General features: G+C 41.0%; 12 protein-coding genes. 7 read left to right on the top strand and 5 right to left on the bottom strand.

Going from position 1 to position 11361, the window contains the following annotated elements; genetic code table 11:
- Positions 1 to 16: 16 nt before the first annotated feature.
- From rpsU to RMZ95_RS26885, 4 genes are all read right to left on the bottom strand, one after another.
- The gene (rpsU, locus tag RMZ95_RS26900; protein ID WP_012407716.1) at positions 17 to 205 is read right to left on the bottom strand and encodes a 30S ribosomal protein S21; all 189 of its coding nucleotides are present in this window, start codon (positions 203 to 205) and stop codon (positions 17 to 19) included.
- A gap of 116 nt (positions 206 to 321) precedes the next feature.
- Entirely contained in the window at positions 322 to 654 is a 333-nt protein-coding gene (locus RMZ95_RS26895) for an RNA recognition motif domain-containing protein (protein ID WP_094351322.1), read from the bottom strand.
- A gap of 541 nt (positions 655 to 1195) precedes the next feature.
- Entirely contained in the window at positions 1196 to 2875 is a 1680-nt protein-coding gene (locus RMZ95_RS26890; RefSeq protein WP_322685880.1) for a hypothetical protein, read from the bottom strand.
- Positions 2876 to 2877: 2 nt separating this feature from the next.
- On the bottom strand, positions 2878 to 3111 hold the full coding sequence (locus RMZ95_RS26885; protein ID WP_322685879.1) for a hypothetical protein: 234 nt from the start codon (positions 3109 to 3111) through the stop codon (positions 2878 to 2880).
- A 1067-nt stretch (positions 3112 to 4178) separates the two neighbouring features.
- On the opposite strand from RMZ95_RS26885, the gene RMZ95_RS26880 reads away from it, so the two are divergent.
- The gene (locus RMZ95_RS26880; protein WP_322675236.1) at positions 4179 to 4361 is read left to right on the top strand and encodes a CsbD family protein; all 183 of its coding nucleotides are present in this window, start codon (positions 4179 to 4181) and stop codon (positions 4359 to 4361) included.
- Between the two features lie 350 nt (positions 4362 to 4711).
- On the opposite strand, the gene RMZ95_RS26875 is transcribed toward RMZ95_RS26880, so the two are convergent.
- Entirely contained in the window at positions 4712 to 5806 is a 1095-nt protein-coding gene (locus RMZ95_RS26875; protein WP_322685878.1) for a hybrid sensor histidine kinase/response regulator, read from the bottom strand.
- 588 nt (positions 5807 to 6394) lie between these two features.
- Between RMZ95_RS26875 and RMZ95_RS26870 the strand changes: the two genes are divergently transcribed.
- The 6 genes from RMZ95_RS26870 (at position 6395) to RMZ95_RS26845 (ending at position 11217) form a co-directional block, all read left to right on the top strand.
- Positions 6395 to 7114, top strand: a complete 720-nt coding sequence (locus RMZ95_RS26870) for a response regulator transcription factor (protein WP_322675234.1) — start codon at positions 6395 to 6397, stop codon at positions 7112 to 7114.
- A 184-nt stretch (positions 7115 to 7298) separates the two neighbouring features.
- Positions 7299 to 8987, top strand: a complete 1689-nt coding sequence (locus RMZ95_RS26865) for an NAD(P)H-quinone oxidoreductase subunit 4 (protein ID WP_322685877.1) — start codon at positions 7299 to 7301, stop codon at positions 8985 to 8987.
- A gap of 186 nt (positions 8988 to 9173) precedes the next feature.
- Entirely contained in the window at positions 9174 to 9362 is a 189-nt protein-coding gene (locus RMZ95_RS26860; RefSeq protein WP_322685876.1) for a hypothetical protein, read from the top strand.
- The gene (locus tag RMZ95_RS26855; RefSeq protein ID WP_322685875.1) at positions 9347 to 9652 is read left to right on the top strand and encodes a type II toxin-antitoxin system RelE/ParE family toxin; all 306 of its coding nucleotides are present in this window, start codon (positions 9347 to 9349) and stop codon (positions 9650 to 9652) included. Before RMZ95_RS26860 ends, RMZ95_RS26855 begins: the two co-directional genes overlap by 16 nt.
- Positions 9653 to 9760: 108 nt before the next feature.
- On the top strand, positions 9761 to 10675 hold the full coding sequence (thrB, locus tag RMZ95_RS26850) for a homoserine kinase (RefSeq protein ID WP_322685874.1): 915 nt from the start codon (positions 9761 to 9763) through the stop codon (positions 10673 to 10675).
- Positions 10676 to 10704: 29 nt separating this feature from the next.
- Entirely contained in the window at positions 10705 to 11217 is a 513-nt protein-coding gene (locus RMZ95_RS26845; protein WP_322675229.1) for a hypothetical protein, read from the top strand.
- The last annotated feature ends 144 nt before the right edge of the window (positions 11218 to 11361 follow it).

Raw genomic sequence — 11361 nt, 5'->3', positions numbered from 1 at the left:
TGCTGTATCTCAGCCCTTAATTACGAAAACTTCTCTTACTTTGTCTGTGCTTGGCAACTTCTTTGCGCTTGCGTTTTTCTAAGGGTGTTTCAAAATGACGATGCTTTCTCATGTCTGGAAAAATTCCCGCCTTGGAAACTTCTCGTTTAAATCGTCGTAAGGCTGACTCAATGTGTTCATTGTCACCTACAATTACTTGGGTCATTATTTCTCCTACTAAGTTGACTTCATCAATGGCTATGCAGGCGGTAACATTACAAAAAAAAGACAGACTCTTGTTTGTCTGACCTTAAGACTCTTGGTAAGTTTTTATTTCCAAGGTTAGTATCGTCCGCCACCGCCACCGCCACCGCCGCGGTTGCCGTATCCTCCTCTGTTACCACCACCAAAGGAACCTCTATCACCTCTGTCTTCCTTGGGTTTAGCTTTATTAACTTTCAGGTCACGACCCATCCACTCAGCACCGTCGAGAGCTTCAATGGCAGCAGTTTCTTCAGCTTCAGTTCCCATTTCCACAAAAGCAAAGCCGCGCGGACGACCTGTTTCACGGTCAGTAGGTACTTGAACGCGCTTTACAGTACCATATTCTGCAAAAATACCACTTAAATCTTCTTGTGTAACGTCATAAGAGAGGTTACCTACATAAATTGACATCGATTCTCTCCAAAATCATCACTGTGTAGAGATTTTAATTTCTCTCAGAAGTCTGTAAATACTAAAAGGAAAAAGCCTTTCAATACTAAAACCAAAGACATCGCTGAATTAACTCTCATAAATCTAGGATGACATATGAGCCAACTCTTTGCATCCACTAGATAGTTAACCAGTGATGCGATCGCACCTAAGCGATCGCCCGCCCCCACATACCCTAAGTACAATCCACCGCAAAAAGGGGTTGGAAATGGAATAAAATAAATTCTGTAGGGTGATATAGAAAATCAGACATGCAGGGGCGCATCTTTAATATCCGAATTGAACGTTTGACTGCATTCACCATGAAGCATTACTTCAAGATTTTAATACGAAAGGCAAAGTCAGGCAACAAATATAAAACTATTGTGACTTGTACTCTTTGGGAAAACCTGCTATAAAAGCAACTGCGATGCTTATAGCAGCAAGCATCGCGAGTCTTTTTCTTTGGCGCTAGCCTCTTTTTTTGAAAAAGGAGAGTAAGTGGCGTAACATTCATGTTCGGCTAATTAACCAAAGTTGCAATCTTAAGTTGCCGAACATCACCTTTCCAAACAGTCTCTAATTCAGCTTTCACAAGTTGAGCGGCCTCATCTTTGCCTAGTGCCCGCAAAGTTGCCTGCAAGCCAAATAGAGAACGTCCATTATGGGGATATTTTTTTAAATCGGCACGAAAGACTTTCTCAGCTTCTCTATAGTCACCCTTAGCCAAAAGCACAGCACCCAAAGATTCCCGCGTCGGAAAGTACCAGTCTGGTGGTTCCACGTAATTGAGGGCATCTTCTGCTACTACTGCTTTTTCTAGTAATTGGATGGCAGATTCATAATCATGATTTTCTCTAGCAATTTTGGCGTCTAGAACTTTTGAGGCAATGTCTAAAATATTACTGGCAGGACTGAATCCAATAGTTGCCTCGGTGGAAATTCCCTGTTTGGCAGCTAGTAATGCCCGACTTTCACTTGCTGCATCTTCAAGTTTACCTGTGGCTGCGATCGCCATACCGCGAGCAAAATGCCAAAGTGCTGAGGTAGTGGGCAATTTAGCTGCGGGAGCAGGAGTTTTTAAGATGGCATCCCAATCACTAAAGCGTGTCTGAATCAGCATTTTGCTGCCGAGGAATCCCTCAAGCATTGGTGCATAGGGGTCAATTGCAGTAGCCTTTGCAACTAATTTATCTGCGGATTTCAGAGCATCTTCATATCTTCCTGCCATGCTGCTAGCCACCATGAGAAAATGTACGTTGTGGTTGTAGTACATCATGGGGTAAGTGCCCTGGACTTGATATTTTTTGATGTAAATATCATCTTGAGCGATCGCCTGCTCATTTGCCTGCATTGCCCCTTGATAATCTCCCACACGAAAATAAATATGACTTGGCATGTGTACCAAGTGTCCTGCTGCTGGCGCTAGAGTTCCGAGTCGGTTAGCACTGACAAGGGCCCGTTCTGGAGAAGGTGAGGCTTCTACTGCATGGATATAGTAATGATTAGCTCCTGCATGATTCGGGTTACGTTTGAGAACTGATTCTAAAACAGCCACAATTTTTTCTGTATCTGGCTGTGGCTTACCATCTTTAGTCCAGTGCTGCCAAGGATGCAGATCCATCAGGCTTTCAGCGTAAAGTGTCGCCGCATCCAAATCATCAGGATAGCGCTTGACTAGGTTTCCCATTGCTTTGGCGTAATCTACCGCTAGTTGATACAAATCAGCATCGGTATCTTGAGAGTAACGTTTTGCTAAGGCGGTAATGTAGTCCCGTTCTTGGGTGGAAGCTTGGGTAGAAAGGGCCAAAGCTTGGTGTATCGCTTGATAAGCAGCTAATTCCCGATTGGGGTCTATTGCCGAGTTAATGTTGGGCCCCAAGGCTAAAGCAACACCCCAATATGCGATCGCTAAATGCGGATCGAGTTTGGCAGCGTATTGAAAAGAACGCACTGCCTCATCATGATTGAAAGCGTAAATTAAATTTAATCCCTGATCGAAAAACTTTTGGGCTTGGGGATTAGAAGTAGAAACTGGATGGTGGATTGTGCCAAGTCCAGATATTAAGTAGTATGGCTGTTTTACTTCAGCGTCAACGTGTTGGTATAAGCTTTCATCAAGAAGCGGCTTGTTATCAGATATCGCCGCGCTAGGAGCGACTAAAGAGAATATAAGCACCCAAACTAGAAATAAGTACTTCATTATTATTTTTCTTCAAGCTCTTTTTTAATATTCAAATGCCACAGTTTCTCTAAAGAAGCAACTTGTCGGCGGAAAACAGCAGCCCGGTGTTTCTTATAGATATTAAACCCTACAAACACAATCATTGGAATCAAGATAGAATATCCGATGAAAATGTTAACAGATGAATCAGTTTGCACACTAGAGTCTATATATTGCGAGTTGGGAGTTGCTTGAGTACTAGAATTTGATTGCATAAATATCTTTATAAATCCTACAATTAAGAAGCTAGAAATAAACGTGGATAATTGTTCCTGCTGTCTTTGAGCAGAAATTATTCACAACTTTTATTAGGTAATTCAAAGTCGCTGCTGAGACTTCTCTATGCCTTTTCGCACTAGCTAAACTATTGTTCAGTTAAAACCTGAACAATTATGTTGATTTCTGCTAAATTTTGTGACAAAATCCTTATTCTGTAAGCTACTGCTCTAAAGTATTTACTGAGATTTCAACTATTTTTAGTGTCAGTTATTTCTAATACAAGCTTTAAGTAGTCAGAGTTGTAAAAGCAATATACAGCGGATTGCAAGTTAATAAGTGACTATTAAGAAAGATGTGACTAATATATAACTCAATACGCTTGCGTTAGCCCCAAAAACCTTAAACTACGTAAGTTGGGGAGTCACTGCGCCCTTGCGGTTTCCCGACTTGTATCCCTACAAAGAAGCAAGCTACGCTTTTAGCTTGGCATATTATTTTCAGTTCGTAGTGTACTCCTCCGGGGAAGCAAGCTACGCGTAGCGTCTCGCAGAGAGGACTTTAGTCCTCAAAATAAGGGCTAGAGCCGCTTACAACTACAAATCCGATTTTTTTATGACACTTGCGTAAGTCCTAAGTGATTAAAGACGAAAGTATTTTGAAGCATCTCCTCTCATTTACCCAGAAGTGAGTACACGGACTCGCTAATACTGCACTATCTACCACCAATTTGAAAGCCTGCGCACTCTGTTGACATATTTACCATATCCAGTGGTAATAAGCCAAGTTGCGGGTTATCAACATCACTATATACCTGAAGTTATAAATGATTTTGTCTAAAGATAGAACAATATAATGATACCTTTCCCTCTTTTGGATATTACCTGAATTTCCAAAGATGATTTTCAAGGTTAAATAACTATGTACAATGGACACAAATATTTGTCATAAAAACATCGTCAGATAGAAGAAGCAAAAGTTATTTAAAAGTAATCTATAGATATTGCAGCGCTTTTCAAGCAAGCAATAAATAATCAACACTTAACCTACTTTAGGAGCAAAAAAGATGAGTATCGAAGATAAAGCAAAAGCTTTTGCTAAAAACGTCGAAGGAAAAGTACAAGAAGCAATTGGCGAAGTAACTGGCGATCCTAAAGATAAAGCTGAAGGTAAAGCTAAACAAGCTGAAGCCCAAGTCCGTCACACCACTGAAAATATCAAAGATGAAGTTAAAAAGACTTTAGACTAGTACAGCGTGATAGAGGTTTTCCTCGTTGTAACAACTTGTTCAAGTAGTTAGATTTTGATGGTAATGTAATAGGTGAAATTTTATTTAGGAAGAAGGTTTAAGTTAAATAATTATTTACTGAACCTTCTGCCTTTATTAGCTCTTTTTTTTACCTTCTTTTTTCAGCCATTTTGAAAATAACGATCGCAAAGCATTTTCTCAATCTATTACTGATTTTCTCAAAGGTGCTAATTCATAATTAATATTCTATTTACCTATCTTTTAACAGACATCCCAACATCACAAGGTAATTCTATTAATTCTATTGTACTAACAGCGTTATTAGGGTAATAATTTTTTGTCGCCTACTTTTAGTTTTCGTCAGCTAAAGGTAGGCGGATAGTAAATGTACTACCCTTGCCTGGTTCAGATGTCACATCGATTGTGCCTTGATGTGCTTCGATAATACAGCGAGAAAGATATAATCCCAAGCCACTACCAGAACGTTGGTGTTTTCCTTGACGAAATCGCTCGAATAATATTGCCTGATCTGGTTTAGAAATTCCTGGCCCTGTATCTTGGATATCAATATTCACAGCGATCGGAGTCAGATAACAGTGAATATTTACAGAGCCTTTGTCTGTAAATTTGATAGCATTGCCGATAATATTTGTCAGAACTCGCCGCAGTTCTAAGCGATCGCCCATAATGGTGCTTGCAGTTTCACTTAGATCGATGTTTACAGCTAATCCTTTTTCTTCAGCTAAGGGAGTTAATTCTTGGCAAACTTCACTAACTAATTCCTGAATATTGCAGGCAGAAATTTTTAAGGTTTTACAGCCCGCTTCATGACGATAAACTTCTAATAAGGTATTTACCATTTCCAGCAGGTCTTGATTGCTGCCAATCATGGTATTAATTATTTCTTGCAATTGTGGCGAAACATCGCAAAACCTGCCTTCCAGCAATAATTTTAATACGCGGTTAGAGGCTACTAGAGGGATGCGTAAGTCGTGAGTAAAACGGGAGACAAAATCCGCCCGGAGGTTCGCCATCTGATCTCGTTCGTCGATACTATGCTTGAGGCGCAGGAGCGATCGCACCCTTGCATGTAGTTCATCAGGATCGAATGGTTTGCGAATGAAGTCATCTGCACCAGCGTCTAATCCTTCAACAACGCTAGACTCATAGTGAGCCGTAAGCAGCAGAATCGGGATAAATGGCAACGCCTGATTCTGTCGGATGCGCCGAGTGAATTCATAGCCATCTAGCTCCGGCATCATCACATCTAAGAGAATTATGTCTGGCGGTGACTCTTCAACCATAGCCAGAGCAATCTTACTATCTTCTACCAAGCTAATTTCATAGTCCTCATCTTCTAGGACTGCTTCTAAGACCAGTAGATTGTCAAAAATATCATCAACAACGAGAATTTTATCTTTTTTGACAGTTTTAGGTAAAGACATGGCTAAATAAAAAAGAAGTGCTTGGCTATCCCTAGCAAATCTAGTAATAGCTTACTTCACCAGCGCTGAGATTATTAAGGATTAACATTTTCTTTTAGAGTTTTCTGAGTTTAATACCTTTTTTCTGCGTAATTACACTGCTTTTTCTTTAAAAATATGTACTATTTGTCTTACAAAAATACTATTTTCATAAGTATATTAGTCGCCTAAATTCTCCAATTAATATGAGTGCCTGAGTGCTAGAGTGAGTTATTTTAGTCGCTTTTATGTGCATAATACCGCTCAAAGCAAGGATAACTACTTAATAATCACCTACTTTTACTTGCTATCAGATTTCTTCTGAAAATTTGTATAGCATAACACATCGGGCATTGGGTTTATGTATAAAAATATTTTTTGATTGAATTATATTGTCATATCGAAACTCTTGCCTTAGAAAAGCTTACGATATAAGGTTATCTATGTCTAATGGTAGATGAAGTTCAGGGAATAATACCAAACGCATTGCTTTTTGTATAAGATCCCGAATAGAAGAACGAGATTATTTTAATCTGTACTTTAGAAAAATAACAGTAAAGTTAAGCAACTATGAGTGAAATCAAGATCCTTGTGATTGAAGATCACAACCTGACAAGAATCGGCTTGCGGTCTGCTTTACAAACCCAGCCAGAGTTTAACATTGTTGGTGAAGCAGCCAATGCAGCTGATGGTATCAAGCTTCTGAAAACTCTCAAGCCGGATGTTGCTACTATTGACATTGGTTTGCCTGACATGGATGGTATTGAGCTAACACGCACATTTAGGCAATATCAGGCAGAAAATGAGGACTATACAACAAAGCTGCTAATTTTAACGATGCAAAATAGCGAACAAGCAGTTTTAGCAGCATTTGCAGCAGGTGCAGATTCTTATTGTATGAAGGATATAGAAACTGAGAAACTAGTAGAAGCTGTGCAAACGACTTATGCAGGTAGCTCATGGATCGATCCAGCGATCGCAGACGTTGTACTACAACAAATACGTCAAGATTTCACCGATGGCAACAAAAACGCATCTGGAAAAAGAGTTTTGATTGAAGGTATTGACCCAGATGTTGAGAAAAGTATAGTCAGCTATCCTTTAACTCATAGAGAGATGGATGTTTTAGAGTTGATTGTCGCTGGCTGTGACAATGCAGAAATTGCCAAAAGGCTCTATTTAACAGTCGGTACTGTCAAAACTCATGTTCGAGGTATTCTCAATAAACTCTGTGTTGCTGACCGGACACAAGCTGCTGTCCGTGCGTTGCGGGCCGGATTAGTACCGTAAGCAAGTAAAACCATTATCAACTGCGTACACAAGAACACTTAACAAATAAAAATATTTCTTTCCCAGTCTCCAGTAAATTGTTTTTTGGTCAAAGCAGTTAACTGGGACAAAGATTTATGAAGAAATCGTTACAAAGTTTAGTAGAATGACATAATTGACTAAATAAGTATTTTTCTATACATACATGATAGCGGATCGATTTCCCTGGCTTACCGCAATTGTCTTACTGCCACTTGTTGCTTCCCTGCTTATCCCTGTGTTGCCTGATAAAGATGGTAAACTCGTGCGGTGGTATGCACTAGGTGTAGGTATTGCAGATTTTGCATTAATGTGCTATGCATTTTGGAAGCATTACGATGCCAGCAGTGCTAGTTTTCAAATGGTGGAAAATTATGCCTGGATACCTCAGTTAGGTTTTAACTGGGCGGTATCAGTCGATGGGCTTTCAGCGCCACTTGTGCTTTTAGCCGGATTTGTCACCACACTCTCGATATTTTCAGCTTGGCAAATCGATCGCCGACCCCGTCTCTTCTATTTTTTGATGCTGGTGCTGTATTCGGCACAAGTAGGGGTGTTTGTTGCTAAAGACTTGCTGCTATTTTTCATCATGTGGGAAGTAGAACTGATTCCCGTCTACCTACTAGTCTGCATTTGGGGTGGGCAAAGGCGTCGTTATGCGGCTACGAAATTTTTGTTGTATACCGCAGCAGCTTCTATATTTATTTTAGTAGCAGCTTTGGCAATGGGGCTATATGGCGGCGGTGATATGACATTTGACATCACCGCCCTCGCCAGCAAGGAATATCCCCTGAGTCTACAACTGTTACTTTATGCAGGATTGTTGATTGCATTTGGTGTCAAGCTTGCTGTTTTCCCGATGCATACTTGGTTGCCTGATGCCCACGGCGAAGCATCATCTCCTGTATCGATGATATTAGCTGGTGTGTTGCTGAAGATGGGCGGATATGGACTGATTCGCCTGAATCTTGAGTTGCTTCCCGATGCACACATTTATTTTGCGCCAGTTCTAGCCATTCTCGGTGTTGTCAACATTATCTATGGTGCATTGAACTCCTTTGCTCAAACCAATATGAAGCGGCGTTTGGCTTATTCGTCGATTTCTCACATGGGGTTTGTACTGCTTGGGATTGCCTCCTTCACTGATTTGGGAATCAACGGCGCGATGTTGCAGATGATTTCGCATGGTTTGATTGCATCAGTGCTGTTCTTCTTAGCAGGTGTTACTTACGATCGCACCCACACAATGGTAATGAAAGATATGGGCGGTATTGGTCAAGCCATGCCCAAAGTCTTTGCCCTGTTTACAATCGGAGCGATGGCATCTCTGGCACTTCCCGGTATGAGCGGTTTTGCTGGCGAACTCTCGGTATTTGTTGGAATGACAAGCAGTGACGTTTACAGTTCAACTTTCTGCACCGTCACAGTTTTTCTCGCCGCAGTTGGAGTTATCCTCACACCGATTTATCTACTTTCCATGCTGCGAGAAGTGTTTTATGGTAAAGATGCAGCGCTGCTATGCGACATTAATAATGCAGGCTTGGAAAATCGAGAAGATGAGGGAACAGTTTGTTTTGGTACAGACTGTCTCGTACCAGAAGATGCAGTCTACGAAGATGCTAGACCTCGTGAAGTATTTATCGCCGCCTGTTTTCTGCTGATGATTATTGGTATTGGTTTCTATCCTAAAATGGCGATGCAGATGTACGATGTGAAGACTGTCGCAGTCAATGCTAATCTTCGCCAGTCTTATGCCATAGTCTCGCAAACAAATCCTCAGATTTATGCCAATGGTTTCTTGGTTCCGCAAATTTCCGAGGTTGAAGTAGCGCCCGTTTTAGGAACTTTGAAGTAACCTTGTTGACTAATAGACTTGTCGAAAAGAGCGAACTCTAGCTATCTTTCTGAGGAATAATAGAGCATTGATAGCCGCTCACTATGGGTAGGCTATCAATTTCATATTGGAGTTATATTAATGATGGCGGACTCTACACCCAACCATAGCGTTCAGTTGCTTTATTAATAAACTAAAAATCAAGCTATGAATACCACAAAAGAAAAAGTTCAATCTCTACTGAATCAATTGCCAGACGATTGCTCAATCGAAGATATCCAATACCATCTATACGTAATTGAGAAAGTTAGTCGTGGATTAGAAGCAGCCGATATAGAAGGAGTAATTACACAAGAAGAAGCTGAAGAACGTTTGAGCAAATGGCTTATCAAGTAGTTTGGTCTTCCAAAGCACTAGAAGATGTAGAAGCGATTGCCACATATATATCTCGTGATTCGACTGCTTATGCTGCGGCAGTGGTTCAGAGCATAATCGATGTAACTCGTCACTTGAGTAACTTTCCTTTATCAGGTCGAATAGTACCAGAGTTTGGCGATGATACTATTAGGGAAAAGTTTGTATACAGTTATCGAGTTATCTATCGAATTCAGGATGACACTTTAACTATTGCAGCAGTGATTCATGGAAAAAGACTATTGGATAAATTGGATGCAGATTCAGGGTAAGTCAAAGTAATTTGTAATTATTTTGATTACTTACAGACAATTAATATAATTCATGAGCAAGTCAACCCTTTACATGGGATGCTAGTTGATGATTAGTGAGTTTTGCCAATGTCTGTTGTTTCTGCCATTACTGTTACCGTTCCCGCCACAACTGCTAATTTGGGGCCTGGTTTTGATTGCATCGGTGCAGCTTTAAAGCTGTACAACGAGTTCAAGTTCACTCGGCTGGAAGAAGGTGGGTTAACTATTCATGTCACTGGTATAGAAGCTGAACGAGTCCAAACTGATGAGAGTAATCTTCTCTACCAAGCGTTTGTCAAGTTCTATCAACATATAGAGCAGACACCGCCGACTGTGAAAATAGAGATTAAGTTAGATGTCCCTTTGGCGCGGGGTTTGGGTAGTTCTGCGACAGCAATTGTTGGTGGATTAGTTGCGGCTAATCAACTTGAAGGTGCTACTCTTTCTCAGTCGCAGGTGATGGAGTTAGCGATCGCAATGGAAGGACATCCTGATAATGTAGTTCCAGCCTTGTTGGGAGGATGTCGTCTGGCTGCTACTAGTGGTGCAGGTTGGGAAATTTGTGATGTTCCCTGGCATAAAGATGTTGTGCCAATTGTGGCTATTCCTAATTTTGAACTTTCCACTTCAAAAGCGCGAGGCGTTCTGCCAACAGAAGTAAGTCGTGCGGATGCGATTTTCAATACCGCCCATTTGGGCTTATTGTTGCGCGGCTTGGAAACTGGTAACGGACAATGGTTAAAGACAGCTTTGCAAGATAAGTTGCATCAGCCCTATCGTAAAGCTTTGATTCCTGGTTATGATGCTCTCAACATTGCAGCTGTTAGTGCTGGTGCTTATGGTATGGTGATTAGTGGTGCGGGGCCGACACTGTTAGCTTTGGCGGATAAGTTACACTCAAAGGAAGTGGAGGCGGCGATGTTAGCTGCTTGGCAAGAAGAAGGAATTACAGCCGAGGTGCGATCGCTTTCTCTGGATACCCAAGGCGCAAAAAGCTTTTAATATTTTACTCAGCACTTAAAACTCGATTTATGGAGCAAACTCAGGCTGAAATAGCAGCGCTTAATTCTCAAATTCAGGCTCTTTTAGAAGAACGCGCTGCACTCACTATAAAAAATAATGTCATCTCTGGCGAGAATGATTCACCCCAGGCGATGGTGGAAGCTTACCGCCGTCAAGCCAGGGAAAATGCCCAATTATCAGTTGAACTCCAAGGCATAGATGCAGCGATCGCCGCTTTAGAAGGCAAGATAAAACAAAAACAAGGTAAGTTAGTGCGTTGGCAAGGTGAATCCAAACAACTTATCCAACAGCAGCAGCTAGAGGAAGCGAAAGAAGTAGCTCAGGCTCATGCTGAACGCATTAATCAACTAGCAAGTGAACTGGCCGCAGAAGTCCGTTTTCTTAAGGCTTGTGCCAATCAACTGAGTCCAATGTATTGGCAGATTTATTACAAGCCCTTCATCACTGGCTTTAAGACAATCTCCGTTCCCTATGTCCGCTCTGATGGAGAAGTGTGGACAATTGTCAACCGGATTGTTTAATACTTTAGTTTTTTCGGTTGTATGCAATATATTGACTTCTCTCTTTTTAGGCTATCCATAACCCAAATCTTTCTCAACAAAAATATAACTTATATCATGTCCGGATGATCGCTTACGATAAAGCTAGGAAGTAAAAATATGACT

Origin of the sequence: Nostoc sp. DedQUE07 (genome assembly GCF_034530975.2) — a bacterium.
GTDB lineage: Bacteria > Cyanobacteriota > Cyanobacteriia > Cyanobacteriales > Nostocaceae > Nostoc.
The sequence above is the reverse complement of the archived record's forward strand: the minus strand, read 5'-3'. Positions and strand labels throughout refer to the sequence as shown.

Coding starts and splice junctions, on each gene's coding strand:
- rpsU (WP_012407716.1), bottom strand. CDS start 205: ATGACCCAAGTAATTGTAGGTGACAATGAACACATTGAGTCAGCCTTA.
- RMZ95_RS26895 (WP_094351322.1), bottom strand. CDS start 654: ATGTCAATTTATGTAGGTAACCTCTCTTATGACGTTACACAAGAAGAT.
- RMZ95_RS26890 (WP_322685880.1), bottom strand. CDS start 2,875: ATGAAGTACTTATTTCTAGTTTGGGTGCTTATATTCTCTTTAGTCGCT.
- RMZ95_RS26885 (WP_322685879.1), bottom strand. CDS start 3,111: ATGCAATCAAATTCTAGTACTCAAGCAACTCCCAACTCGCAATATATA.
- RMZ95_RS26880 (WP_322675236.1), top strand. CDS start 4,179: ATGAGTATCGAAGATAAAGCAAAAGCTTTTGCTAAAAACGTCGAAGGA.
- RMZ95_RS26875 (WP_322685878.1), bottom strand. CDS start 5,806: ATGTCTTTACCTAAAACTGTCAAAAAAGATAAAATTCTCGTTGTTGAT.
- RMZ95_RS26870 (WP_322675234.1), top strand. CDS start 6,395: ATGAGTGAAATCAAGATCCTTGTGATTGAAGATCACAACCTGACAAGA.
- RMZ95_RS26865 (WP_322685877.1), top strand. CDS start 7,299: ATGATAGCGGATCGATTTCCCTGGCTTACCGCAATTGTCTTACTGCCA.
- RMZ95_RS26860 (WP_322685876.1), top strand. CDS start 9,174: ATGAATACCACAAAAGAAAAAGTTCAATCTCTACTGAATCAATTGCCA.
- RMZ95_RS26855 (WP_322685875.1), top strand. CDS start 9,347: ATGGCTTATCAAGTAGTTTGGTCTTCCAAAGCACTAGAAGATGTAGAA.
- thrB (WP_322685874.1), top strand. CDS start 9,761: ATGTCTGTTGTTTCTGCCATTACTGTTACCGTTCCCGCCACAACTGCT.
- RMZ95_RS26845 (WP_322675229.1), top strand. CDS start 10,705: ATGGAGCAAACTCAGGCTGAAATAGCAGCGCTTAATTCTCAAATTCAG.